Annotated in this window: 24 protein-coding genes and 2 pseudogenes; 7 read left to right on the top strand and 19 right to left on the bottom strand. The window is 44.0% G+C overall.

Annotated elements, in window-relative coordinates:
* Nucleotides 1-143 precede the first annotated feature (143 nt).
* The 6 genes and pseudogenes from AC5V8P_RS07340 to AC5V8P_RS07315 all read right to left on the bottom strand — a co-directional run.
* Nucleotides 144-415: pseudogene (locus tag AC5V8P_RS07340) on the bottom strand (dioxygenase family protein); the annotation flags it as partial.
* A gap of 625 nt (nt 416-1,040) precedes the next feature.
* On the bottom strand, nt 1,041-1,385 hold the full coding sequence (locus tag AC5V8P_RS07335; RefSeq protein ID WP_013371810.1) for a winged helix-turn-helix transcriptional regulator: 345 nt from the start codon (nt 1,383-1,385) through the stop codon (nt 1,041-1,043).
* A 241-nt stretch (nt 1,386-1,626) separates the two neighbouring features.
* Nucleotides 1,627-2,358 carry a ThuA domain-containing protein gene (locus AC5V8P_RS07330; protein ID WP_064796333.1) on the bottom strand — a complete coding sequence of 244 codons (732 nt, stop codon included), beginning with the start codon at nt 2,356-2,358 and terminating at the stop codon, nt 1,627-1,629.
* Nucleotides 2,359-2,378: 20 nt separating this feature from the next.
* Entirely contained in the window at nt 2,379-3,347 is a 969-nt protein-coding gene (locus tag AC5V8P_RS07325) for a sugar phosphate isomerase/epimerase family protein (protein ID WP_064796332.1), read from the bottom strand.
* Nucleotides 3,348-3,425: 78 nt separating this feature from the next.
* Nucleotides 3,426-4,508 (bottom strand): Gfo/Idh/MocA family protein, encoded by a 1,083-nt coding sequence (locus tag AC5V8P_RS07320; RefSeq protein ID WP_064796331.1) that lies wholly within the window; start codon nt 4,506-4,508, stop codon nt 3,426-3,428.
* Complete coding sequence (locus tag AC5V8P_RS07315; RefSeq protein WP_064796330.1) at nt 4,501-5,268, bottom strand: sugar phosphate isomerase/epimerase family protein; 768 nt, start codon at nt 5,266-5,268, stop codon at nt 4,501-4,503. Before AC5V8P_RS07315 ends, AC5V8P_RS07320 begins: the two co-directional genes overlap by 8 nt.
* A gap of 465 nt (nt 5,269-5,733) precedes the next feature.
* Here AC5V8P_RS07315 and AC5V8P_RS07310 point away from each other — a divergent pair, with 465 nt between their 5' ends.
* A complete protein-coding gene (locus tag AC5V8P_RS07310) occupies nt 5,734-6,552 on the top strand; it encodes an AraC family transcriptional regulator (RefSeq protein ID WP_063213597.1) in 819 nt (272 codons plus the stop codon).
* 77 nt (nt 6,553-6,629) lie between these two features.
* Here AC5V8P_RS07310 and AC5V8P_RS07305 read toward each other — a convergent pair whose 3' ends face one another.
* From AC5V8P_RS07305 to AC5V8P_RS07285, 5 genes are all read right to left on the bottom strand, one after another.
* Entirely contained in the window at nt 6,630-8,114 is a 1,485-nt protein-coding gene (locus AC5V8P_RS07305; RefSeq protein WP_064796329.1) for an alpha-N-arabinofuranosidase, read from the bottom strand.
* A 325-nt stretch (nt 8,115-8,439) separates the two neighbouring features.
* Complete coding sequence (locus AC5V8P_RS07300; protein WP_064796328.1) at nt 8,440-8,718, bottom strand: DUF6171 family protein; 279 nt, start codon at nt 8,716-8,718, stop codon at nt 8,440-8,442.
* A gap of 104 nt (nt 8,719-8,822) precedes the next feature.
* Nucleotides 8,823-9,143 (bottom strand): protein YxiS, encoded by a 321-nt coding sequence (gene yxiS / locus AC5V8P_RS07295; RefSeq protein ID WP_063213600.1) that lies wholly within the window; start codon nt 9,141-9,143, stop codon nt 8,823-8,825.
* A gap of 55 nt (nt 9,144-9,198) precedes the next feature.
* On the bottom strand, nt 9,199-10,143 hold the full coding sequence (locus AC5V8P_RS07290; RefSeq protein ID WP_064796327.1) for a Gfo/Idh/MocA family protein: 945 nt from the start codon (nt 10,141-10,143) through the stop codon (nt 9,199-9,201).
* A 168-nt stretch (nt 10,144-10,311) separates the two neighbouring features.
* Nucleotides 10,312-11,001, bottom strand: coding sequence for a TerC family protein (locus AC5V8P_RS07285; RefSeq protein WP_064796326.1), 690 nt, complete (start codon nt 10,999-11,001; stop codon nt 10,312-10,314).
* A 347-nt stretch (nt 11,002-11,348) separates the two neighbouring features.
* Here AC5V8P_RS07285 and AC5V8P_RS07280 point away from each other — a divergent pair, with 347 nt between their 5' ends.
* Both AC5V8P_RS07280 and msrA read left to right on the top strand, forming a co-directional pair.
* Nucleotides 11,349-11,966 (top strand): TVP38/TMEM64 family protein, encoded by a 618-nt coding sequence (locus AC5V8P_RS07280; RefSeq protein WP_064796325.1) that lies wholly within the window; start codon nt 11,349-11,351, stop codon nt 11,964-11,966.
* Nucleotides 11,967-12,147: 181 nt separating this feature from the next.
* Nucleotides 12,148-13,119, top strand: coding sequence for a peptide-methionine (S)-S-oxide reductase MsrA (msrA, locus tag AC5V8P_RS07275; RefSeq protein ID WP_064796324.1), 972 nt, complete (start codon nt 12,148-12,150; stop codon nt 13,117-13,119).
* A gap of 95 nt (nt 13,120-13,214) precedes the next feature.
* Here the strand turns inward: msrA and AC5V8P_RS07270 are convergent, their stop codons facing one another.
* On the bottom strand, nt 13,215-14,018 hold the full coding sequence (locus AC5V8P_RS07270) for a lipid II flippase Amj family protein (protein ID WP_064796323.1): 804 nt from the start codon (nt 14,016-14,018) through the stop codon (nt 13,215-13,217).
* Between the two features lie 151 nt (nt 14,019-14,169).
* On the opposite strand from AC5V8P_RS07270, the gene AC5V8P_RS07265 reads away from it, so the two are divergent.
* Nucleotides 14,170-14,361, top strand: coding sequence for a DUF2188 domain-containing protein (locus tag AC5V8P_RS07265; protein WP_064796322.1), 192 nt, complete (start codon nt 14,170-14,172; stop codon nt 14,359-14,361).
* Between the two features lie 91 nt (nt 14,362-14,452).
* Here the strand turns inward: AC5V8P_RS07265 and AC5V8P_RS07260 are convergent, their stop codons facing one another.
* On the bottom strand, nt 14,453-15,157 hold the full coding sequence (locus AC5V8P_RS07260; RefSeq protein WP_064796321.1) for a YitT family protein: 705 nt from the start codon (nt 15,155-15,157) through the stop codon (nt 14,453-14,455).
* A 421-nt stretch (nt 15,158-15,578) separates the two neighbouring features.
* Nucleotides 15,579-16,505, bottom strand: coding sequence for a DMT family transporter (locus AC5V8P_RS07255; protein ID WP_064796320.1), 927 nt, complete (start codon nt 16,503-16,505; stop codon nt 15,579-15,581).
* Between the two features lie 304 nt (nt 16,506-16,809).
* Here AC5V8P_RS07255 and AC5V8P_RS07250 point away from each other — a divergent pair, with 304 nt between their 5' ends.
* Entirely contained in the window at nt 16,810-17,223 is a 414-nt protein-coding gene (locus tag AC5V8P_RS07250) for a YhjD family protein (RefSeq protein ID WP_064796319.1), read from the top strand.
* A gap of 297 nt (nt 17,224-17,520) precedes the next feature.
* On the opposite strand, the gene AC5V8P_RS07245 is transcribed toward AC5V8P_RS07250, so the two are convergent.
* Nucleotides 17,521-20,046, bottom strand: coding sequence for a transglycosylase domain-containing protein (locus AC5V8P_RS07245; RefSeq protein ID WP_064796318.1), 2,526 nt, complete (start codon nt 20,044-20,046; stop codon nt 17,521-17,523).
* A gap of 217 nt (nt 20,047-20,263) precedes the next feature.
* Here AC5V8P_RS07245 and AC5V8P_RS07240 point away from each other — a divergent pair, with 217 nt between their 5' ends.
* Nucleotides 20,264-21,532 carry a DNA polymerase IV gene (locus AC5V8P_RS07240; RefSeq protein WP_231116794.1) on the top strand — a complete coding sequence of 423 codons (1,269 nt, stop codon included), beginning with the start codon at nt 20,264-20,266 and terminating at the stop codon, nt 21,530-21,532.
* A 112-nt stretch (nt 21,533-21,644) separates the two neighbouring features.
* Here the strand turns inward: AC5V8P_RS07240 and AC5V8P_RS07235 are convergent.
* A pseudogene (locus AC5V8P_RS07235) lies at nt 21,645-22,438 on the bottom strand (GRP family sugar transporter).
* A gap of 199 nt (nt 22,439-22,637) precedes the next feature.
* Entirely contained in the window at nt 22,638-23,477 is an 840-nt protein-coding gene (locus AC5V8P_RS07230; RefSeq protein ID WP_064796316.1) for an AraC family transcriptional regulator, read from the bottom strand.
* A gap of 280 nt (nt 23,478-23,757) precedes the next feature.
* Between AC5V8P_RS07230 and AC5V8P_RS07225 the strand changes: the two genes are divergently transcribed.
* A complete protein-coding gene (locus AC5V8P_RS07225; protein WP_231116793.1) occupies nt 23,758-24,345 on the top strand; it encodes an MFS transporter in 588 nt (195 codons plus the stop codon).
* Between the two features lie 253 nt (nt 24,346-24,598).
* On the opposite strand, the gene AC5V8P_RS07220 is transcribed toward AC5V8P_RS07225, so the two are convergent.
* Nucleotides 24,599-24,886: a stage VI sporulation protein F gene (locus AC5V8P_RS07220; protein WP_063213614.1), complete on the bottom strand. Its 288-nt coding sequence runs from the start codon at nt 24,884-24,886 to the stop codon at nt 24,599-24,601.
* A gap of 110 nt (nt 24,887-24,996) precedes the next feature.
* Nucleotides 24,997-25,513, bottom strand: a 517-nt coding sequence (locus AC5V8P_RS07215) for a helicase-related protein (RefSeq protein ID WP_495473589.1), incomplete at its 5' end; no start/stop codon positions are given.

Genomic DNA, 25,513 nt, shown 5'->3' with positions numbered 1-25,513 from the left:
AGCATCTGACGCCGATCTTTAGGTGGACGTCCTCCTTGTTTTTTTCGGGCCGGGGGCAGCAAGGGTTCAAGGATATTTCATTCTTCATCTGTTAACTCATATCTTCGTCTCATATTCCTTATTTTACTAGATTTTTATGGGCTGTACAGTTTGCGTACAGGCCCTAGTTCAACAGAACCATGTGCTGGATATTTCACTTTGTACAGTTCGGGCGGAAAGCCTCCAAAGTCATAAATTATTTCGTACACACCATCCATTGAACTGATCGTTAACACTTGTGTCTCCCAATGAGCTGTAAAGAGAACAATTGTCTTAGGGCGAACACTTTTCCCAACTGCTTTAAAAATGCGGTACAGTCTGTCTGTTCACTAGCAAGCATAGGTGATCCGTAAGTTAAAAATAAAGATTGAGTAATGTCAATACAAATCTCAACATATACTTAATGATCAGCAATTCTCTAAATAAAGATTGATATAGGTATAAAGTCATAGTAATATGTAACTAATAAATTTAAAAATGTTATAACATTTTCGATACAAAGGACTGGTTTCTATGGAGATACATACTTCCAATTGCCCAAAATGCGGTTCCGTTTTCCGTCAAAATCTTAGAAACCTGTGCACTACTTGTATCCAGGAAGAAAATATATTCTTTGACCGCTGTTCTAACTATCTATGGAAGCATCCTTCTACTCATACTCGCCAGCTCAGTGATATGACCGGCACACCAATGGATTTGCTCATAGATTGGGTAAGAACAGGCAAATTTCCCTCCACATATAGTCAGCTTGATTATCCTTGTGAGTCCTGCCGTTCTCCTATATATGCGGGAAGACTTTGCCACTCGTGCCTAGGTACATTTCGTTCAGCTGCACTGGATATTCAATCCCGTGTCTCCCGCCGTACAACAGCCGGAACATTCTCAGTTGCAGGGCGTGCCAAAAGCTATTAAGCCGTACCCAACTATTACAAAAAATAAAAACAGCCTTTTTCCTTGGAAAAGGCTGTTTTGCTATAAGAAACACTTAATGAGTTTGGTGATCATCTAATCCATTCCTCAGCCCAAAATTGAATCTGTTCCATAACTGGCTGAAGCGCACGACCTTTGGTCGTTAGTTCATATTCAATGCGGACAGGAGTTTCCGGGTATACATGGCGTGTAAGGATTCCCTCATTTTCCAGATCCTTCATCCGCTCTGATAACATTTTGTCACTCATTGTGGGAATCAGATTGGAAATATCCTTAAACCGCTTGGGACCGCTCATCATGGATTGAATAATCAATCCATTCCAACGCTTACCCAGACATGAAAAGGCGGTTTCAAAACGCGGACACATTTTTGTAAATTGCGGTTGACTCTCCAAATTTTTCACCTTCTTTTGCATTTCGGTTTGATAAAGCTTTCCTTTTGTTAGTATATATCATTTTAGCATACTTTATCCCGAAAGAAAACACTTTCTTAAATTTAATACCTGCGCTGATAAAGTTGCCGTGACCAAAACTGATTATACAACAAACCAACACGACAGGTATATGTCTAAATCGTTAAATACAAAAAAAGCGGAATCCCCAGAGATTCCGCCTGTAAACCCTATTTATAGAAAGTCATAAATATGTGACCATTAACTATACCAACACTCTACCTAGTGGCCTTACCGGCTCACTTCTACCATATATTGGTTTTTTATTTTTTGTCGGAGAAGCCCAACGGATGCTGTTAGCAATGACCTTCAAAATATCAGGCTGGTAATAAGTCGGATAGGTTTCATGGCCTGGTCTAAAGTAGAATATTTTACCATTCCCTCGATAGAAGGTACAGCCAGTTCTAAATACTTCGCCGCCTTCAAAGTTACTGACAAAGACCAGTTCATCCGGCGTTGGAATATCAAAGAACTCACCATACATCTCTTCTTGCGCTAGGAGAATTTTAGCGTCTATTCCTTCCACAATGGGATGTGATGGATTTACCGACCAAATAATCTCCTGCTCGCCTGCAACTCTCCATTTTAAATCACAACTGGTGCCCATCAGAGCTTTAAATGGCTTGGAAAAATGACCTGAATGCAGAACGATGAGGCCCATTCCTTCCTGCACACGCTTGACAACACGCGCTGTAACTTCATCGCTCACCTGATCGTGGGCTTTATGTCCCCACCACAGCAGCACATCTGTGGAATTGAGGATTTCTTCTCCCAAACCATGCTCGGCATCATCACGCAGGGTGGCTGTTCGGATGGTAAACCCCTCATCTGCTAAGCCGTCAGCCAACGCCTGGTGTATACCGTTAGGATAAATCCGTTTGGCTTCATCATTCAACTTTTCATTTAGAAATTCATTCCAAATGGTGACGTTAATCATCCATAGTTCCCCCTATTAGGTTAGACCCACCACATCTCGCTCAGCGGTTCTTCAATCAGGACCTGGCGAAGATTATGGACAGCCTTAGTAAAGCCTTCTTCCACAGACATCAAACCATCTTCATGCTCAATACTCACTACATAATCGTACCCCACCAGACGCAGAGCACTGATAATATCTGCCCAGGTTTTTACATCATGCCCATAGCCCACGGTACGGAACTGCCATGCTCGATCTAACATATTCGTATATTCCTGCATATCGGTAAGTCCGTATTTATTAACATTGATCGGATCAATCGTCGTATCCTTAGCGTGGAAATGGTGAATGGCACCCTCTCGGCCTAAAATTTGAACCGCCTGTACGGGATCAATCCCCTGCCACCACATATGGCTCGGATCCAGGTTAGCACCAATGACCTCTCCCACCGCTTCACGCAAACGAAGCAAGGTTGCTGGTGTATGAACGGAGAAGCCCCCGTGTAACTCCAGTCCTATTTTAACATGATGATCTGCCGCAAATTTACCCATTTCAGTCCAGTAAGGAATAATTTTATTCTCCCATTGCCACTTTAACACTTCCTGAAAATCATTTGGCCACGGAGCCACGGGCCAGTTTGGATACTTCGCGTCCTCGTGATCCCCCGGGCAGCCTGAGAAAGTGTTCACGACAGGAACTTCCAGCTTTTCTGCCAATCGGACGGTTTTCAAAAATGCATCATGATCAGCCTGTGCCAAATGCTTTTGCGGATGAAGCGCATTACCATGACAACTAAGCGCGCTAATCGTCAGTCCCCGGGATTCTACTGCCTTTTTAAAATTTTTGAGTGCCGTATCGTTCTCCAGCAGCTCATCCGGCTTACAATGCTTATCTCCCGGGTTTCCGCCTGTTCCGATTTCTACAGCATCCAATCCTTGAGAAGCCACATAATCCAGCGCCTCCTCCAACGAACGTCCACCGAACAACACCATAAATACTCCAAGTTTCAAAAGAAATCCCTCCCTGTATCATATGTGAAATAAGCTGCTTTCATTATAGTGATCGTCTATTCGGCATCATTACAAGGCTTAGTCAAAGTAGACTGCTTTTCCCGTGCGGGCCGATTCATAGATGGCTTCCAAAATCTCAGTAACCACCAGTGCCTGCTCCGGCTTCACAAGGAGTTCTTTGTCGTCCAGAATAGATTCAATCCACAGGCGGGCTTCGCGGTCTGCTTCATTTTCCGTTTCACCGGAGTAAAAGGCCACCCCTCCTGCATCCAGATCTATTTTCGTATCAAACAAGCGGCTGTTCTTTTCCCCGTTAATGCGCAATCCATCCTGCATATCTGCTCCGCCTTCGGTACCGCATAACAACGTCTTGGCTTCACCAAACTCGACAACATTTAATGCCCAACTGGATTCCAATACAATCGTAGCTCCATTTTGCATAGTGATGAACCCAAAAGCCGAGTCTTCTACTTTAAATTCCTCAGGATTCCACGGCCCAAAAGCGTTTGCTGCATTTTTCCGATCCCCCAGTTTATGAAAGGTTGAGCCTAGCACGCTTTTAGGCTTGTAATTATCCATCAGCCAGAGTGTCAAGTCGAGTGCATGTGTGCCGATATCAATCAGCGGACCACCGCCCTGTTTCTCTTCATCCAAAAATACTCCCCAGGTCGGAACCGCACGGCGGCGCAGAGCAATGGCTTTTCCGAGATAAATCTCACCAAGCTCTCCTTGCTCAACCAATTGCTTTAGATACAGACTGTCATCACGATAACGGTTTTGATAAGCAATGGATAACTTTTTGCCTGTACGGTTGGCTGCATCAAGCATTTCCCTTGCTTGCTCAGCAGTTTTAGCCATCGGCTTTTCACATAGTACATGCTTACCTGCCTCAAGCGCTGCTACCGTAATTTCCGAGTGCGAATCGTTAGGGGTACATACATGTACGACTTCAATATCTTTATTTTCTAGTAACTGACGATAATCGCTATAAACTTGTGATCCTTCAGCACCATACTTTGCAGCAGCTTCTTCAGCACGTTCCTGTATAATGTCACAGAAAGCAATGATTTCCGCTCTTTTTTGCTTGGCGAGACTCGGCAAATGTTTGCCGTTGGCAATGCCCCCACAACCGATAATCCCGATCTTGAGTGTTTTAGACATGAATATTTCCTCCTTGAGCTGCGTATTGTTGGAGCCACTTTATACTGGTTTCAATGCTTTCGATTGGAGGATTGGAGCTGAAATCCTGTTCCACTACAACCCAATCCACACCTGCTTCAATAGCGGCGTCTGTTATGGCTTGAAGCTGCACTTCTCCTTTGCCTAACTCTACAGTAACTGCTTTTTGCTGCTCGTCGCGCGCCATATCCTTCAAGTGAATGATAGGCAGGCGTCCACGATATCGTCCGATGTATTCCACTGGATCATAGCCACCATAGTATACCCAACAAGTATCCATTTCGACCTGTAACAAATCATCAGAAACCGCATCATATAAAGCATCGAATACCGGTCGATCATTGATTTTCTCCGTTAGTTCAAAATCATGATTATGATAAGCCAGTATCAACCCATGTTCTTTTACTTTTTTACCAATACGGTTCAGATTAACAAAAAGGTCATCCCACTTCCGCTCTTCTTCGGTTAAATAAGGAATAATTAGGTACTTGTTGCCCAATTCTTTATGATATGCAATTTCTTCATCCAAATGATCCAGTAAGCGGGTGTATTGTATATGGGTTCCGACAACCTCCAGATCCAGTTCATCCAAAAGCGCTCTGACATCCTTGGCACTGCGTCCGAAGAAGTTATGAAATTCAACCCCTTTATAGCCCAGCTCAGCCACCTTGCGTAATGTACCTTCAAAATCCTGCTCAAGCTCTTCCCTAACTGTGTATAATTGCAATCCTACTTTAGTCAATCCCCTTCACCTCTTCGTTAGGATGAATTTCTGTCATATCTGTTCCATTACACATACTTGCCCGCCTTCGGTATCACACATCTGCGGTGCATGGCTGCCAGGCACCGGCAGAAAAATGTAAGCTCCCTCTCAGGATAGTGCAGCAACCCATTCGCTTTGTATACGTTTTCAACACTCCATTCATCGGCCCCTTCGTGGCCCTCTCACCTCATAGATTAGCGAAGGCCACCCGCTCCAATGAGCGATTTGGTTGGAGAGTTTCAGGATGTACCAAGCTAATGTTACCACAGCCGATATTCCAGGATTGATTCGCTCTACAGTCTTCACACTCCTTGGCCTCTAACATGTAAGCTTTACAGTTCACATGGTATTCTATTTTGCTTTCGTTTAAAATGAATAATATGATTAAAACATGAACAATCTGGTCAATATTTGAAACAGCCAAGTGCCAAAGGAGTCATCATCATGTCTATTGTTGAGCCTTGCCAGGTTCTTACCGCAGGCTATTCCTTCCACCGTAAGCCCTTTTATTCAAACCAGCCTGATGGAATCAAAAATTATTTATTCCGACTGCAAACAGATGGACGCTGCCAAGCACGCATTGACGGGAAAATGACACGGATTGAGGCAGGGGACCTGCTGCTATTTAATCCTACCGAGCCTTATGAACTGGATATTCACAGTGAGCTGAACCCCATGGGAGAGCAGGTTGTAGAAAGTGGGGATTATCATATTTTTTTCGGTGGTCCCTGGGTAGATGAGTGGTGGAATCATCACAAACGACCCAACCGAATTAAGGTCCAGCTCACAGAAGCCCTGCTTGGCTTATTTCGTCAGCTAGTGCTGGAGCAACGACGTATTTCTAATCCTTACCCGGAAATATCAAGCTATTACATACGCATTTTATGCTTGGAGTTTGACCGTATATTATCGGAGCAGCCCATTGCTACTCATCATAATTATCTTGCTTATCAAATAAAAAATTATATTGAAGAAAATGCATCCTCTAATTTTAAGCTGGAGGATGTATCTTCACACGTCGGAATCAGCGTATCCCGAGCAGTACACCTGTTTAAGGAAACGTTCGATACGAGCATTATGCAATACACACTGGATATCAGGCTCAACATGGCAAGGGAACGCATCATTTTCAGTCCCATGTCATTGGAACAAGCTGCAGAATCGTCAGGATTTGCAAACTACACATACTTTCACCGTGTGTTTCGTTCCCGCTTCGGTATGTCGCCTAAAGAATTCAGACTGATTCACCGCGAGCAATTGTAGAAAAAAGGAGAGCGTTCAGGCGAACGCTCTCTTTTTCTAACAAATGATTTAACGAGTGATGCTAAACAATCTAATTTTTATGGAGCGATTGTCAGCATCACAACCGACGTCGGTGGCAGTGTAACATCCAAATGCTGACCTTGTAGCTGATAAGATGTAAAAGCTTCCTTTTTCACACGCTCTGGTTGATCAAATGTATTATGCGCCTGCATATCGTTACTGGCTAAGACAGCGCCATTGATCTTCTTACCCTCTTCGAGTCCTCTTAGTTCAAGGCTCAAATCTGCCGTTTCGCCCGGATGGACATTGCATAAGCTTATATGAATAGAGCCATCTTGCGCCTTAGAGGCAGACACACTTACTTGAGGGATGGAATCTCCATCGTACTCATAATTGTCTACCTTCGCGTGAATAGCCAGTGCTTGTGCATCCTGATGCACTTTGAACATTTCAAATACATGGTATGTTGGCGTCAACAGCATAGCTGGTCCTTCTGTCAGAACCATCGCTTGCAAAACATTGACCATTTGAGCAATATTCGTCATTTGCACTCGATCATGATGATTATGGAATATGTGCAGGTGTAATCCGGCTACCAGCGCATCCCGCATCGTATTTTGCTGATACAGGAAGCCAGGATTAGTACCCGGCTCGGTCAGAAACCAAGTTCCCCACTCATCGACGATCAACCCGACCCGTTTGTCAGGATCATATTGATCCATAATGGCAGAGTGGCGAGTAATCAATTCATCCATGTGCAATGATTTTTTCATCGTCTCAAACCATTCCGCTTCATCAAAACCGACTGCGTGCCGTTTCCCTTCCCAGCTCCCCGGGATTGTGTAGTTGTGCAGACTCAAACCGTCCATAAGGTGCCCTGCTTCGCGCATCAGCACTTCGGTCCAACGATAATCATCCACATTCGCCCCGCCTGCTATTCGATAAATACGATTCTCTCCATAGTTACGGACATATGTCTGATAGCGACGGTACAGGTCGGCATAATATTCCGGGCGCATGTTACCACCACAACCCCAGTTTTCGTTACCGACTCCAAAATATTTGAGCTTCCATGGTTTCTTACGGCCGTTTTCCTGACGCCATGCAGCCATAGGAGACTCCCCGGCAAATGTCATGTACTCTACCCACTCCGACATTTCCTGCACTGTACCACTGCCTACATTTCCACAGATATACGGCTCTGCATTCAATAGCTCACACAACTGGAAAAACTCATGTGTACCAAAATGGTTATTTTCAACCACACCGCCCCAGTGCGTATTTACCATTCTCTTACGGTTTTCTTTCGGTCCAATACCATCTTTCCAATGATATTCATCGGCAAAACAGCCTCCAGGCCAGCGCAGCACAGGAATGTTCAGCTGCTTCAGCGCTTCCACCACATCATTTCGAATTCCGTCCGTGTTAGGGATTGGAGAGTCCTGTCCCACCCATAAGCCTTCATAGATGCACCGTCCAAGATGCTCGGCAAATTGCCCATAAATATTTTTATTAATAACGCCTTGTTCCCAATCGGTATTTACAATAATAGAACCCTTCACAACAAACCCTCCCAAAACATTAAGATTGTTGGAGCATTCACACACATGTTTGCGCTTTCAAAACAGTATAAACCACATTTACACTATCATTTTTTTACGGACCCTAATGTTACACATTGTCACATCTAATAATCACTTAGTTAATATAAATATTAACAATTAAACAAAAACATTTTACGTGTTTAATATATTTTATTGTCTACAATTTGTCAATTGCTAGCAACAAAGTCCAAGCAAACCAAAAAGATCTGCCAATAAGGCAGACCAGGTTATGACTACTTTAGCCTGTAATCTCAGGTTTACTGAGTCTGGGCATTGCATTTTTTCAAGCTGATCCTTGCCAACGTGAACCGTGGTAACTGGGACAATTTTGAGTTGCTGCTAAGGCACGTATACGGACAATACTTCCGCTAATGCCACATGTGTGACCAGACATTAACTCATCGCATTGTGCACAGGCCAACAGTCTGGCTTCGTACACTTCATCGTTTACACATTCCATTTTGGGTCTCATATTGTTCAGAATTCTGGTGATTTGTTCTTCCGACAAAGCGATATCTCTTTCACAGCCTTTGCAAGTACTTGGCACAGGTATATCTTCCATCGTCAGCGTACCCTCCTGATCAACAATATAATCAGTTAAAAAAACAGTTTATTTCCACGATGTCATGAATGTTTTTGCCAGATGCCACTTCATTTTAGCTGGACTTATTTCCGTTCCGACGGTAGCTCGGCGGCCGCCTCGGATACGATCATCGCCAAATCCTCATTTCCGAACATGGACAGCACTCCCAATACCGTATCCAAGGGAATATCACCAGCTTCTTCGCGCGATACAGTTAGCTTGCGTATTCGTAGCAGACGCTCGTTGCTATCCTGTTGTGGATACGCTTTACGATATAGTTCCTCTGGCTCCAAGCCGTTATTGATGCACCATTGAGCAAACACAAGGATCATCATATCTTCTTCTTGCTTATAATTTTCAATAATGGCCTCTTCTAGCTGTTTACCGCGGTTGTCTTCTTCCATTGATTCATTTCTCCTTCAACCTAATTCTTGATGTCTGGATCGTCATGATTCGATATTAATCACGCAAACGACTGATCAGTTCTTCCGCCAGCATATGGCTTTCCAAAACCTTTCCAGCTTGTATAGCACACTCCTCCGGACGATGAATATGTTCCAGAAAATGATTCACCACGCCGGTGAATCCCCGTCTTTCCAATATTGTATCCCAGCTTCCAAATGTTTGCGTTCGTGATAAACTATCTTTTTGCATGAACACTGCCTGTTCCATATTCGTTACTTCAACAGACCGTCCTGCTCCGTGAAGCTCCAGCTTCTCTATGTCTGCCCCTGCCTGTCTGCTCATACTGTATGTACCCGTAGCATTCCCCAGGCGCACAGTTCCGAGCGCAGCGTCCATATACCCGTCAATCGTTGTATTCAGACTACTATGAAGTAGCTCATAATCATCGCCACCGAGCCACAATAGCAAATCAAGCATATGAATTAAATCATCATAAACCGTCTGTGCCGCTGGTCTACGATCATATCCAGTTCGATGTTTTATCGCCGCACATTGACTGATCCCTCCCACTTCGTCTAGCCAAGCTTTTGCCGCCACATAGTGCGGACCAAAACGTCGATTAAAACCTACCGCCAGCAGTACAGCCTGTGCTTCCGCGAAAGCAGTCATTTCCAGATTCTGACGCACATCATAGGACAATGGTTTATCCACGTACACCGCTATCCCTTTTTCAATACACGCCATGACTAGGTCATAATGAGCTTCGGTGGCTGCATGTATAAACACAGCTTCCGGCTCCCATGCCAGCATTTCCTTGACATCCCTTGTCCCTCTTGGTAACCTATACTGTTCCAAAGTAGTGCTGACCGGCTCCTGTGAACGGTTCATCACACCTACGATGTCCACGCCTTGGTGTGCAGCCAGTAACGGCAGATACACTTTGCGTGCGATTCCACCCAATCCTGCTATAGCTACTCTTGTCTTGATTTGCTTGTCCATATCGTTCCACCTCTGATCAATCAATTCATCTGTTGTCTAGTTTACATGGAAGTCCGCTGACAAGCAAAGAAAAGAGACTGCTCCCGATCCAGTTGGATTGAGGAACAGTCTCGAAGACTTGAGTATCCAGCTTCAGCCAGACTACTTCAAAATTCAAAATAAGTTAGCTTATGCGTGCAGTGCTTCCTTTTTTGTTTTCTCACCTTTTACTTTTTTAACACGCATCCCGATGGCTACAACCAGAACGACAATCAAGGCTTCAAAACCGTACTTAACGACTCCATTTGCGAACCAGTGTGCAATCAATGGCTCGGCCACCACCATTTTAGCAGCGGTATATGCTAATACTGCGGCGCCAATCGTAATGACTATAGGATAACGTTCTGTCAGTTTCAGAATAATTGTGCTTCCCCATACCATGATTGGAACGGAGATTGCCAGACCAAGAATAACAAGTAACATATTCCCATGAGCTGCTCCCGCAACAGCAAGCACATTATCGAGCCCCATCATCGTATCGGCAATAATGATAGTGCGGATTGCTGCCCACATTTGATTTGTGGCTGAAATTTCATGTTTTTTCTCTTCGACCAACAACTTATAAGCGATATAGATCAGGGCAAGTCCCCCAATCAAACGCAATCCATATATTTGCAGTAAGTATGTGACCAGCACGGTAGCAATTACACGAATGATGACTGCTCCGACCGTTCCCCAGATAATGACCTTCTTCTGGTTAGCCTTATCAACGTTCCGTGCCGCCAACCCGATTACGATCGCATTGTCACCTGCTAGCACCAAATCAATGATAATAATAGACAATAATGCGGTTAAAAACTCGATTGACAAAAAATCCATACGTTTCTCCCACCTTCTTTATTTATTTGTTATACTGTACATAGTTCAGCGCTTTATACTAAAAAAGCGCCATTTCACGGAATCCGGAAACGGCGCTTGACCCAATTTGAGCATCAAAAAAGACCATTTACCCGGATTCCTAAAATCCTGGCAAAGGTCTCGCTTACAACATTACGTTGCCAATAAAGCCGGGGATTAAAAATCCCGTAATGACGACTTTACTCGCTGAGCTACTCCCCTTTGGGAACTATTCTGTTACTGGCAGTATAGCATACATTTTTGGGAATGTGAACCCTATTTTTTGTATAAGCATTAAGCCGAACAGGGATATTGAAAGAGGTATGTAAATGAAAAAATGGTTACTCCCCGCGGCTTATGTTTCGCTGCTCTGCATCGCGTTTATCTACAGATATGATTGGCTCGCCTGGGCAAACAAGCAAACCTCCTTTCCGGGTTTGCTAATGCTCGCATTTTTATTTGCGTTAATTCCGTTTATCCCTTACAAGCTGATTATCGCGTCCATTGCTTATGCTGCGGGTGCCTGGCAAGGTGCTCTGATCTGCTGGCTTGGCACTACTTTGGCTGCATTGGTCGTATACAGCGCCGTATACACCCTGTTCCGTGATAAAGGACGTGCCTATTTGGAGCGTGTTCCCGCACTGGAGCGCTTTAATCAGGTCATGCAGAGAGAGCCTTTTACTGCCGTGCTACTGGCTCGCCTGATTCCAGTCATCCCTCAGGCTGCTGTCAATGTATATGCGGGAGTAGCAGGATTTCCGTTCTGGAGCTTTATGCTAGGTACAGCGATCGGCAAGCTTCCCGCAATTGCAGTGTATGCTTATGCAGGAGGCACCTTTGCAGAGCATCCAATCACAGGTTTGCTTATTTTGCTGCTATATACTGCACTGGTAGGGGGCGGATTTGTACTTTACCGAAAAAGAGCCCGGCGCGCCAACAAAACATAGCACCAATGCGTTTGTACCGTTTCTATAGAATGTTTCGTTGCAGTTTTTGGGACACACTACAGCTACGCAACTGAGTACTTTATGATGTTTCGTTGGATTTTGCAAAAAACTCGTATATAATTTAATTGTAAGCTATTTAAATTACAAGTAATTAAACATTCTCAGATTGGAGTGATAAAATATGAGCACCAACAATCCAAACACGGTAGAAAAGGCAACTTTTGCGGGGGGCTGCTTCTGGTGCATGGTCTCCCCTTTTGAGGAAATGCCCGGTATTTTGAAGGTTAGATCTGGATATACAGGGGGACATACTGAAAATCCTACCTATGAAGAGGTATGCTCTGAAACAACGGGACATCTGGAAGCTGTACAGATTACATTTGACCCTCAAGTGTTCCCGTATGAAAAACTGTTGGAGTTATTTTGGCAACAGATTGATCCAACGGATGAAGGTGGGCAATTTCACGATAGAGGTTCATCCTACCAAACGGCTATTTTCTATCATAATGAAGAGCAACGCATCAAGGCAGAGGCTTCCAAAGAAGCTCTGGCTCAAAGCGGCCGCTTTGACAAGCCCATTGCTACCTCTATTCTGCCTGCGGCAACTTTTTATGAAGCAGAAGAATACCATCAGGACTACCATAAAAAGAACCCCGCTCACTACAAACGCTACCGCAAAGGCTCAGGACGTGAAGATTTTATTGAGAAAAATTGGTCTGCCAAGATTGATAAATCCGCTCTCAAAGATCGGTTGACGCCTATTCAATACGAAGTAACACAAAATAACGCAACTGAGCGCCCATTTCAAAATGAGTTTTGGGATCATGAAGCTGAAGGCATTTATGTCGATATCGTATCAGGAGAACCTTTGTTTAGTTCACTTGACAAATATGATGCAGGCTGTGGCTGGCCTAGCTTTACCCGTCCGCTGCGTAGTTACAATGTCAAAGAAAAGACCGATCTCAGTCATTTTATGATCCGTACCGAGGTGCGAAGTCGCGAAGCAGATTCCCATTTGGGGCACGTATTTGATGATGGTCCAGGTCCAGACGGTCTGCGTTATTGTATCAATTCTGCTGCGCTCCGCTTTGTGCCTCAAGAAGACTTGGAGCGTGAAGGATATGGAGCATATAAATCATTATTTGAAAAGTAAGCAGCTGTAAAATCATTAGGGCTGACCTGTCATTATCTTTATTAGATGATGACGGGTCAGCCTTTTTTTGAATATGTCAGCACATCCTTATTGATCTAGCTCATCACCCACCCAAGCCAAATAGCTAGCGGTACCAGCAATAGCTGAGCTAATAAAGTACCTGTCAAACGCGAGATGATCATCCAACCATACACGCTGTTCATTCGGACTAAAGGCAGCTCCCCTCGTAGCGTTTTTTCTGACAGCACCGCTAATCTTGGATCAATTAACAGGGTCAACAACACCGTTGCGACGCCATTGATTAAGCCTGACGACATTGACATTGCCGTCCCTTGAGCAGGCCACAGGAATGACGCATATAAGGCAGATACCACTCCGGTTGTATAAATTGCGGTCACGGCTATATTCAAAATAATTAGACGCTTGGGGATTACTCCACTGATCAGCGAGGTAAGCATGGACCAGGTAGGACGCTTTATGTAGTAGCCTGCATACTTCCAGCGATTTCGCTTCATTAAATGACGCACTAAAGCTGGAATAGATCCAGTATGCTCCAAATGCACAATCCATCTGGCTGACATACGTACCACGGTTGGATACAGTAATATAGCAAGCATAGTTCCAACAGTGGCCGCCAGCAGTACCCCGTGCATATACAATTCCAGTCTCATATCCGTTCCGCCCGATTGTGCCGCCGTTTTAGCCTGATCGACCATCCCTCCAAGTAAAGGTCCCTGTGCCATATTGGATGTGCGTGAAACCAACAGCAGCATTCCGGCAACGGTTAATGCCAATCCAATCCGACGTGCTCGCAAACCACCAAGTCGAAGAGCATAGGACAGGCTATCGGTCGTATGAATGATGATAGTTAGTAAAAAAACGAAACCCCAGGCAAACAAATGCTTCACTCCTTTTTCCGGTATTCTGCACACCATTATACGCTTTTTCATAAAATAATTTTTACAATATATTCATATTTTAATTTTTGTTTGCCTAAGCATATAACGGGTAATACATAATACATCACCTGCTAAAAAGGAGTGTGCTACTATGCCTTGGAACAAATATGATTACCCGCCATCCATGAAAAATCTAGAACCTCGTGTGCGAGAAAAAGCCGTTGATATTGCTAATGCTCTACTCCGCGAAGGCTATGAAGAAGGGCGCTCTATTGCGATTGCCACTGCTCAGGCTGAGGAATGGAATAATAATCATCCAGTGGGACAAGATAAGAAGCAGTAGAAAAAGTAATTTAAAACTTTCCTGACGAAGCTTGAATACAGCGAAAGGGTGTTACGTAAGAAGATTTCTCTCCTGACGTAACACCCTTTCCTTATCGACGAAGGCTGTGGACGACCGGCACTGTTTTGGCAACCACCTTTTTAGCGGAAATAGCCGCTGGCAGTACTTTTTTCACAGGTCGGTGCAATTGGAACGTAGTCGTCCAGGTAATTATTTTTCCGGCAAGCCACACAGCCAGTATTGTAAACATTGTTTCCTTCACAGGCAGATATAACAGCGATAATCCTAGTACGATAATGTCACTAACGATAAACACGTTGCCGATTTTCCATCCGCGCCACTCGCTGATCAGCAGAGACAAAATATCGTCGCCCCCAGTTGCTCCGCCGAATCGCAATACAATTCCGGCTCCTAAACCTGTGAGCACTCCACAGAGTAGAGCTGCTATCAGCAGATTTCCATGCAGATCTATAACCAGAGTCGAGTATTTCTCAAATCCTGCATAAAACAGTGAAAAGGCGACGGCTCCGATTAATGCTAGCATCATAAATCTTTTGCCCTTCAGTACCCATGCCAGCAATATGACGGGGACATCAAGCATCAGCATACTCCATGCTGGAGATATACCAAACGCATAATGACCCAGCAGAGCTAGGCCTGCAAAGCCGCCCTCTGACAAATGGTTCTGGGCATTAATGTGATAGTAAGTAAAAGCTAAAATGCATGTTCCGAGCAACATGACAGCAATCTGTCTCAGTGCTCCATTGTTCACGATAGATTCGTAAGTTTTCCTCATACAGGCTCCCTCGGTTTCTCGTAAGTTTGATGTGGATGAACCCACTCTTACGGAAGTAACCTGGTAAGATATGCCTGGAGGACTTGGTCCTTCGCATGTACAATCCCCTCTTCCGCAGAGTTGGCTTTCGCAACTTGACGTTACTCCGCGGAAAAGCTAAGTATAAGACAGATCAAATCGTTTCCAAATCGTCCTTTGGGGAAGTATCCTTCGGGGACACATGGTATCCTGATCCTTTCTTTTGTGGAATAAAATTCCGACATTTCTGTGGTGCATATCATTTCTATAATTTATTATACCACACCTTGTCACTTGCTAAACAGCTTGCTTTTTTGCTGCACCATACTTTATTTTATGTGTGAGCATGCTTTATTGTATGTGCGAGTTAACGTATTATACCAAAGATTTAACGAATACACACTTAATGGTTTGAGTGTGTTTTGCTTCCACTTAGATTATTCCCCCTTAATTTGGCTGTTCTGCGCTGGTTGGCCATAAATACGCCCCCGAGTATAAGAACCAGACCGGTCAACACGTTCCAGCCGATATGCTCATTCAGAAGCAAAAAGCCCCATACGATAGCACTCACCGGTACAAAATATGTTACAGAAGAAGCGAATTCCGCACTCCCCCGCAAAATCATATAGTTGAACAAAATATATGCTATTCCTGATCCTAAAACTCCTAGTCCTACTAGAGAACCTAATACGCCTGGAACAATAACGATCGACAAATCTGGTCTCTCTACAATCGCCATCATAATACCACCCCCTGCTGCCGCACCAAACAGTGTCGCAAAGGTAGCCTGATACATGGAAAGATTGGAGAGAAAACGTTTGGAGAGCTGTGTTCCAAATCCGTAGCAGAGAGTCGCAAGCAGCATACATCCAAAACCTACAGGATCAACAGAAATAATAGATGCAGGATTAATACCCAATAAAATAACAATTCCAATAAAAGCGAGACCCATTCCTAACCACTGCAGGCGGTGAAATATAGCTCCGAAAAAGACAAGACCCACCAACATTGTCCATATTGGCGTGGTTGCATTTAATACAGAAGCCATGCTGCTAGCTATTTTGGTTTCACTAAAACCAATCAACGTCCATGGTAAAACCATATTTACACATGCTACCAGAATAACCGATTTCCACGGAATGCTTTTGATTTTAAACGGCCTGCGCATAAGAAGCATTAATAAGACGATAAAAACAAGGCCAAAGCTGGATCGTAGAAATACAATAGTCCACGGTCCTACTTGATGTAGTAATAACACCTTAATAAACATAAAGGAACCGCCCCAAATAAGACTCAAAAATAATAAAGCTGCATATAACGAACGTGACAATATGTAAACCTTCTTTCTCGACTTTCTTCACTTAAATAGTAGAAAAGCGACCGCTGTCAAAACGCTATCCACTTCTATGTAAGTTTTTATCCATTAGCTTAACATAAACTCTGTTTGGCTGTCATTGGAGATGTACACAAGAATCTTCTGACCAGGACACATGGAAATGCCTCTCCCTGCCCCTTTTCCAATAATTGATGATTGCTTTGGCAACAGAAAAATCTCTATGATGGGGTATATATAGAACGTGTGTTCTGTATACTTATTATATATTGTAATTTTACTCCAAGTAAAGGAGATATTTATGGCAAACAAAAAGGTACTTGATAACAAGCATAAAGCTCCTTTGCCTTCTGAAGAAGACGCAGGACTGATTAAGATGTGTGTACTACTAACTCTTGTGCTAGATGTGTTGGAACGAGACATTCGTATTATGAATATCTCTCCTCTAAAAATGCCCGATTTGTATATTCGTAGCCTGACTGAAGTACAACAGCGCATAACTGTTCAATTAGCAGAAACAAAGGCGCGAATGAGAAGACAGGGAGTGAAAATATACAGCGAAATCCGAAATCATGAAGGCGTAGAGGTTTTGTATGTATGCCGCGGTTACCAAAGGCGATTTTTCATGCTCTCCTCCTTTGCTCGCAGTGAGGTTAGGCGTAAACTCGGAGGCTACCTGGGAATTGATCTGACCCAAGATTATGCCCCCTTATAATTTCGCCTTACCTGCTTGCTTTAATAAAAAAAGATTTTAAGTCCATTGGTTACATAGCAAATAATTTGACTCGTATTTTCAAAAAGGAGAGATCTTAATATGAAAAAAAGAGCAGAGTCGCATAAAATGCTAGCTCTACTCATCATTACAACAGGCTGCTGACTATCCAACCCCATGTCAAGGTAGCTATTGTAATGGAATAGCGTTGGAATGAGGAATATCCCAAAATCCATTTTCATCCATTGGTTGCTGTCAATATTGCTAAAAACGGTGTTCTAACTAGCTCACCTCTGTCGCTTAGTTGTTGGATTGATCAGTTGTTGGTTCCGAACCGATAACCTGGTCTGGCTGAGTTTTTGGAGCACTGTTTTGGTTTTCTGATTCTGAAGGTGTCTCCGGCTCGTTTTCAACAGAAGGTTGTGAAGTATCTGTTGACGGCACATTGTTATTCTCATCAGGCGATTCTAGCTCTGCATCCGTATCAGGAACGGCAGGATCTGTTTCCTCTGGCGGAACCTCCTCTTGATCTGTTGCAGGTACTTTAATCTCAGGGACATCTTCTTTCTTGATATCTGGTTTGGACGGAACCACTGGTCTAGCAGAACGTGGAAGCTGTTCTCTTCCGACTTCGGTCGGCACGTACTTTTGGTTAAACCAGTCAGTCACGAGGTGACCCGATTGGCGGGAATACCGCCCTGGCAGCTTACCTGTTAGACTAGAAACCGTAACTTTCACAACGCCTTCCGGCTGTATAAAATGCTTATTCTTAAAAAGCTCAGGCTGGTCCCTGACCGCCTCATTCATGATTAGCGCCCACACCGACTGTGCTCTGGAGTGACCTTCTTGAGATAATGTATTAACCTGTTGGCGATAACCAGCCCAGACACCTAACGTAACGTCAGGTGTGTATCCCATAAACCACACATCACCAAAGTTCTGTGTCGTACCCGTTTTACCCGCGATATCAATGGTACCGTAGCTTTTAAAAGCTTTTTGCAGACGTTTGCCAGTTCCTCTCGGATCCGATATAACGGTTCTGAGCATATCGGTCATCAAAAATGCGGTTTGTTGCGAATATACACGCTTTGTCTGTGGTTTAAATTCATATACAATTTTACCGTTGGCATCTGTAATTTTACTGATCAAGTGAGGCGTATTATACACGCCCATATTGGGAATTGTCCCATATGCTGCGGTCAGCTCCTTAACGGATACTCCCTTACTAAGTCCACCTAGAACCCCCGTTTGAGCATGTTCATCCTGTGGTTGAATCGTCGTAATTCCGAGAGAACGCACAAAATTCCAAGCGTTTGGAATTTTAACCTCATATAAAAACAGCCTTAATGCAGGGATGTTGATTGATCGGTTGAGTGCTTCACGGGCTGTCATAAGCCCCTCATACCTTCTGTTATAATTTTTAGGAATATGATAGCCTTTACGTCCATCTTTCAATATGATTTGCGAATCATCAATAAGACCGGCCGGTTGCGTGTAGCCCTTTTCCAAAGCAGGTAAATAAGCGGCAATAGGCTTCATGGCAGAACCGGGCTGACGTGTCATTTGAGTTGCATAGTTCATTTGCTCGGTGTTAAAATCCCGACCCTCGATCATACCGAGAATAGCCCCCGTTTTATGATCAATCATGATTGCCGCAATCTGTTCTAGTCCCTTCTTCTTACTGTATGGAGAAAAGTTTTGTGGATTGGCTGCAATCTGTCGCATGTTGCTATAAATTTTTTTATTTATCGTTGTATAAATTCGATACCCGGAACGTTGCAACTCTTCACGTGTATTTTGAAGAAGTTCTGCATGCTCAGGCTTAGAAATGTCGGCTGCTGTGAGATTCGGATTTTGCTGAAGTACCAACAACTGAGCAGCCTCTCGCTCTGTTTCCAGCATCAAATAAGGAAATGTATTATAGCTTTTTTCGCGATGTGGTGCAAGAGTCGCTTTCACGTCAAATTGAAGCGCCTCGTTATATTCGGACATCGTAAGTTTGCCTGTTGCGAGCATTCTTCCCAATACGACGCGTTGGCGTTCCATCGCCTTGTTGAAACCCTCTTCATCAAAGTTCCCTTTACCATCAAAAGCGGAATAAACAGATGGCAGCTGCGGAAGACCTGCCAAATAAGCCGCTTGTGCAATATGAAGCTTATGTAAGTCACTTACATTGAAAATCCCTAACGAAGCAGACTTGATCCCGTACAAATTGTAACCAGCAGAACCATTACCAAATGGCATTTTGTTTAAATAAGCCGTTAATATTTTATCTTTGCTCATAAAACGTTCCATACGTAGTGCCAGCAGCATTTCCTTCACCTTTCGGCTGTCCGTTTTATCCAGACTGAGGAAGACTCTTCGGGCCACCTGCTGTGTTAATGTGCTTCCGCCTGTTTGGCGGTTTTCATTCAAAAGCTTCTGTTTGACAGCACGAGCTGTTCCCTTGAAATCCACACCATGGTGCTCATAAAATTGGCTGTCTTCCGTTGAAATGAGGGCATCCACAATGGACTGAGGGACATCCTTCAGATCAACGAGCTGTCGGTCCTCCTCCATGCGCATTCTTCCAACCGGAGTTACCTGGTCATTAAAAAATACAAAGCTGGTCAGAGCATTCTCATTTACCTTTTCATATATCAACTGACGTGATCGTACAGGTTCATCATGAACCAGTGCCGCCACATAACCGGATACAAGACCTCCGGCAAACAGCACTCCAAGTACACCCGCAAACGAGAACCACTTGATATTTATCAGTAAAACTCTGCCAAAAATGCGCCACCTACTGCGTTTTTGAGATGATGGTCGACGTTTTGGGTTCATAAAAATGGTTTTCTCCCCTCAATATTCATTCATTTCCACTTGTTTTTGCTCAAGATAATATGATACGCCATGCTAGGTTTCCCGTAAACTGTAATGTTCCAAAAAATACATTTGTGTTAGGAACACTTGTTCTGTATATAATACTACTATAAGAGTATACGTTCAATAATATTTTGGGAATATGATCAGTTACATATCAGAAGAGGAGGTCAACGTTTTGAAAGAGCGTGGAAGTAGAACCATATTTCTAGCGGACTGCCAAAGCTTTTATACCAGCGTCGAAAAAGCGGATAATCCCTCATACCAACATAAGCCGCTCGTTGTGGCCGGTGACCCTGCACTTCGTTCAGGCATTATTTTAGCTGCGTGTCCGCTGGCAAAAAAACTGGGTATATCCACTGCAGAACGTCTGGGAGAAGCTGTGAAAAAATGTCCTGACCTTATCATTGTACGCCCACGCATGCAGCATTATATCGATGTCTCATTAAAAATAACAGAAATTTATAATGAATATACGGATTTGGTTGAGGTTTTCAGCATTGATGAACAGTTTCTGGATATGAGCGGAAGTCTCTCCCTGTTCGGAGATCCGGTGAGTATTGCAAGTGAAATTCAGCAGAAAGTGCTGGCACAAACAGGAGTATGGATTCGCATTGGTATGGGTCCTAATAAAATGCTGGCTAAAACAGCAACAGATATATGGGCTAAAAAAAATGACAGCGGCATTTTCTTGCTGCCTGCGTCCGACATTGCAACCTTGCTGTGGCCTCAACCAGTACGTCTTATGTTTGGCATCGGTTCGCGTATGGAACGGCATTTGGAGAGGCTTGGACTATACACCATTGGGGACATTGCACGAACTCCCTTACCCCGACTTCAAGATAGATTCCGGTCTCATTTCGGCAAACAGTCCAACATTCAGGCAGAGGTGTTATGGCGAACCGCAAACGGGATTGATCACAGTCCCGTGAAGCCAGAAACATTTGAGACACCTCCCAAATCCATTGGCCATATGATGACCCTTCCCCGAGACTATCTCCGGCCTTCGGAAGTGGAAACCGTTCTGCTCGAACTCACTGAGGAAGTATGTCGGGACAGCCGGCGCAAAGGGTATATGGGGGATGTCGTTACCGTCAGTTGCATGTGCAGCCCATTTGAATCGCCGACCGGATTTTCGCGCCAAATGAAGCTGCCTGATCCAACTAACAACACGAACAAAATTTATAAAGCCGTCAAGGAAATTTTCTATAAATTTTGGGACCGCATGCCGGTAAGGCGGTTGGGCGTTAGCCTAAGCAGTCTGATGGATGCGGAAACGTACCAGGTGTCCTTTTTTGAGGACGAGACACGGGCACGCTCCCTGGAAAAAGTCACTGACAGTATTAAGGAGCGTTACGGCAATGCGGCGATTGTAAGAGCCTCCTCCCTCACTCATGTCGGCCAGGCTCTAGAAAGATCTAGGAAGATTGGAGGTCATTACAAGTAAGACAATCAATTTCCCAGCTTTCGGCTTAAATCACCCAAACCCAACAATATCAATTATATATCCTGAACACCCGTAGCCGTACTGCACATGCAGCTCCTACTTCTGTATATTCTTAGAGCTTGACCAGGCTAATCAATCCCACTCCGACCATTATTATCGTAATGCCGGCCAGTAGACGAAGCCATTCTCGGGAACTTTTCTTTTCCCTGAAAATCAGAATACTGCCAACGCAGGAGATGGCGATACTCGCCTGAGAGATCGGAAAGCTGGCCGCGACCCCAATAAGCCCATTCGAAATAAATAGCGCCAAATTTGCCACGCTCCACGACAAACCTGTAAAAAATTGCGCAGCATCTGGACCAGATGGAGCTTCTGCCCACCCTTACAGTTCATTAAAAGTGCTGAACACAGCATGCCAAGTGATTGCGGCAAGATAACCGACAAACCGGAGACATGAAAGATTTGATTAATAATAACATACAGCGTTAAGGCTATAGCCGAACAAACCAACATGACAAAAATGTGAAGGGGCATAGGCTTGGACAAACCACTTGATCTCCCCTGGTAACTCGTTAGCAAGATTCCAGACAAAATAAATATAAGCGCTGCCAATCCAATACCAATTTGGTACCCGGTTGTCCATTCGCCCAAAATTAGTGCTGCAAAAAGCGTCGTTCCCATGAGTTGCAGCCCGCAAATAACAGGAATAGCTGTTGAAACGCTTACTTTCTGGAAAGCTTGAAATTGAAGCAGCTGCCCTATAGACCAAAACACACCGGAGACAAAGCTCACAATAAATGGTGTGATTTGCAAGCTAACAGGTGAGTACGAATACAGGCACAATGCGAACAATACGGCACCGATGACCGTCCCCGTCAGTTGCTCGCGAGGATTAGCTTTTGTCATTTGTGCTAGAATCGGCATGAATCCCCAGCCTATGGCTGGAATAAAGGCAATGAGTGTATCCACATGCAGTTCCCCTCTCGTAAAGTGAGTGCTTCCGTGCAATCCTTTAAAATACCATGCAGGAAAAACCAACAGCTTTACGATATCAAAACACCCCTACCTCAAGCACCAGTATTTTTATAAGATATATATAGCAAAATCAAAGGATTTTCTCGCGATAAGCGCTGGGAGATATGCCCATCATATTTTTAAATGCCCGCGAAAAGGTCAGTTGATCCGAGTAACCGACAGAATTGGAGATTACTTGAATAGGGTAACTGGTATCCTGTAATAGCTCGCATGCCTTTTTAAGCCGAATGTTCATTAAATACTGCTTTGGTGTTTCGCCTATTTCCTGCTTAAAAACAGAGGTCAAGTAATTAGGGTGAAGCCCGAGATACTCTGCCACCTCACTGATTTGAATGCCCCCGCTATAGTTTTTCTCCATGTAGTTAATAGCTTGAACTGAATAGGGAAGCTCTTCTTTCACAGGCATCGTTTCACCTGTTTCATGCACCAGCTTGGCGAGAATATGGCACAAATAGCCCTGAATAGCCAAAGATGAAGAAAGTGTGTTATTCCCTATACGAAGCATTTCAAGAATAGTCGAATGAAAAAAAGTGATGTCTTCGATACTTACCACATACGGATTATCCTGAACAAGAGAGATATTTTGCAAATACATTTCAGATTTAATCCCCATAAAACCTACCCAGCTATACTCCCATGGCTCGTGCTCATCAGCTTGATAATAAGCAGCCTTATTGGCAGGGATTAAAAAAGCCTGTCCCTTCTCTATGTTGTATGTTTCCTGATCTAAAATCAGTTTGCCTCTACCCTTTAATACAAAGTGAATAAGATTGAAATCCCTGGCGATAGGTCCGAAATCCTGGTTGGGAGAACAAGGCTCCGAGCCACAATTATACAAAATTAAATCTGTAATATTTTTATGTTTTGAACTGGTACGTGTGTCTACAAATTGAATCATATTGTCACCCATCCCTAACCTCCATGCTTCAGAATTTTATAGTTAACCAAGGGGCGGTGCCTTCATAACAAATATAACATAAATTAAGAAGCATATCATAAGACCTAAAATGAAACCTTAATCTATAAATATTTGTAATAATCTTTGTTTTTGCTATCTTTTGCTTCAGAAAAATCATGTACTCCTGCTACAACTTTTGTTATTCTGTATCACGAGATAACGCTTACAAGTTTCCATGACAATACATCATAACAGCCTGTTATGATCGTCAATTTTTGAAAGGGGTTAAAACATGCTTACTTCTGCATCTGCAAAAAATAGCGACAAAGTCAGTTTAAATGTGGGCTTTCAAATCGCAGGCAACGTCGCAGTTCCGTTCATTGCCAAGTGGATCGGCAAAAAGAGCACGAGCATAGCAGGGGTGCTAATCACCTCCATATCCATGGTAGCTCTCTATTTCTGTGGTAACTCGATTAGTCTTGTCTTTATTCTCAGCTGTATCATTTCTTTTGGCGTGGGACTGAACTACGTAGTGATGTCCACAATGCTAGCAGATTGCGTCGATTATGGAGAGTGGAAAACAGGAAACAGATCAGAGGGGATGGTTTTCTCTGCTAACGTTTTTCGGGCCAAATTGGCGGCTGCAATCGGCAGCGCCGTAGGTGGTTATGCGCTGGCGTTGGCGGGTTATCAGCCTAATATAGTCCAAACAAATACAACCCTTACTTGGCTCTCGCTACTATTTACAATTATACCGGGGATTCTGACATTCCTCGCCGTAGGTCCAATGAAGAATTATGAGCTGACAGAAACAATGAACAGTAAAATTGTCCAGGAAGTTCGGGCAAGACGGGAACAAGCTGAACCCTCTTTACAATAGCTGGATTCTAGTTCTTCGGATAAGGTGAGGCCGGCAAAGTGATTGAGTATCTAGACCATGCTGGCCAGACCCTGAAACATCTATCAAGATTTCAATCATGATAAATACAGTCCTATAATAAGCTCACAGGCTATTGCCCGGGGAATGAAATACAAATCTAAACAAAAAAGGATCGCCTAAATCAGGCAATCCTTTTTTATCTGTGCTTCACAAAATACATGGAGAGCGCCTTGAGCCCCCCTACAAACAACAATCAACGGAACATTCCCCACAGCTTGATCAGATGGAACGTATTGGACGGATCAATTTTTTGTGCCAATACGAAGGCGACCAGTTGCTCCTCCTGTGCAGCCGTCAGTCGTTCGTTTAAAATAGCAGAAGTGGACTTCACAAGATGACGCACTTTGGCTTTGTTTTGCAGATCCGCCTTGGTCACACCCTCGATCTGCTGCTTAACCCGCTCCTTGAGCGCACGATTTTTCATTTTCAGCTTAATCCGTTCCACCAGTTGCGGACTAATTCCATATTGCTGATAGCTCAATGTCGCCACACCTCCCATATCATTCGGTCATTCCCAAATATATGACGGCCAGCCTGTCCATTGTGCCTATCTGTTAAAAACGTTTAAAATTCCTCATCATTCATGATAGGTCAGTCGATCAGATCTCCCTGGAAAATCTGCTCTTTTTGCAAATAACCACGAAGCGCTTCATATTGCGAAGATGTCCAAAAAGAGGAGTCCTTGATCAGTTCTGTTGCATCCTCACGTGCCTTTTCCAGCACCTCAAAATCCGCTACCATATCTGCTAACCGAAACTCGGGCAACCCGCTCTGCTTGGTGCCAAAAAAATCCCCCGGCCCTCTCAAATCCAGATCGCGTCTAGCAACCTCAAAACCGTCATCTGTATCGGTCATAACCTTCATCCGCTCCTGACCTACCTCCGACTTAGGATCAGCGATCAGTACACAGTACGAGGCATGTGCGCCCCGTCCGACACGTCCACGTAACTGATGTAACTGGGACAACCCAAAGCGATCTGCATCCATAATAACCATTAGTGTCGCGTTGGGCACATCTACCCCCACCTCTACAACCGTGGTTGAAACGAGTAACTGAACCTCGTTTGCATAGAAAGAACGCATAACTTCTTCCTTTTCTGCAGGAGTC

It is taken from the genome of Paenibacillus sp. N119s (genome assembly GCF_059447605.1).
The sequence above is the reverse complement of the archived record's forward strand: the minus strand, read 5'-3'. Positions and strand labels throughout refer to the sequence as shown.

Bases quoted from the DNA above. Each gene is read 5' to 3' on its own strand.
- AC5V8P_RS07260 (WP_064796321.1), bottom strand. From the start codon at position 15,157: ATGAGGAAAACTTACGAATCTATCGTGAACAATGGAGCACTGAGACAG.
- AC5V8P_RS07250 (WP_064796319.1), top strand. From the start codon at position 16,810: ATGGCAAACAAAAAGGTACTTGATAACAAGCATAAAGCTCCTTTGCCT.
- AC5V8P_RS07310 (WP_063213597.1), top strand. From the start codon at position 5,734: ATGTCTATTGTTGAGCCTTGCCAGGTTCTTACCGCAGGCTATTCCTTC.
- msrA (WP_064796324.1), top strand. From the start codon at position 12,148: ATGAGCACCAACAATCCAAACACGGTAGAAAAGGCAACTTTTGCGGGG.
- AC5V8P_RS07290 (WP_064796327.1), bottom strand. From the start codon at position 10,143: ATGGACAAGCAAATCAAGACAAGAGTAGCTATAGCAGGATTGGGTGGA.
- AC5V8P_RS07335 (WP_013371810.1), bottom strand. From the start codon at position 1,385: ATGCAAAAGAAGGTGAAAAATTTGGAGAGTCAACCGCAATTTACAAAA.
- AC5V8P_RS07330 (WP_064796333.1), bottom strand. From the start codon at position 2,358: ATGATTAACGTCACCATTTGGAATGAATTTCTAAATGAAAAGTTGAAT.
- AC5V8P_RS07225 (WP_231116793.1), top strand. From the start codon at position 23,758: ATGCTTACTTCTGCATCTGCAAAAAATAGCGACAAAGTCAGTTTAAAT.
- AC5V8P_RS07320 (WP_064796331.1), bottom strand. From the start codon at position 4,508: ATGTCTAAAACACTCAAGATCGGGATTATCGGTTGTGGGGGCATTGCC.
- AC5V8P_RS07230 (WP_064796316.1), bottom strand. From the start codon at position 23,477: ATGGGTGACAATATGATTCAATTTGTAGACACACGTACCAGTTCAAAA.
- AC5V8P_RS07280 (WP_064796325.1), top strand. From the start codon at position 11,349: ATGAAAAAATGGTTACTCCCCGCGGCTTATGTTTCGCTGCTCTGCATC.
- AC5V8P_RS07245 (WP_064796318.1), bottom strand. From the start codon at position 20,046: ATGAACCCAAAACGTCGACCATCATCTCAAAAACGCAGTAGGTGGCGC.
- AC5V8P_RS07285 (WP_064796326.1), bottom strand. From the start codon at position 11,001: ATGGATTTTTTGTCAATCGAGTTTTTAACCGCATTATTGTCTATTATT.
- yxiS (WP_063213600.1), bottom strand. From the start codon at position 9,143: ATGGAAGAAGACAACCGCGGTAAACAGCTAGAAGAGGCCATTATTGAA.
- AC5V8P_RS07300 (WP_064796328.1), bottom strand. From the start codon at position 8,718: ATGGAAGATATACCTGTGCCAAGTACTTGCAAAGGCTGTGAAAGAGAT.
- AC5V8P_RS07265 (WP_064796322.1), top strand. From the start codon at position 14,170: ATGCCTTGGAACAAATATGATTACCCGCCATCCATGAAAAATCTAGAA.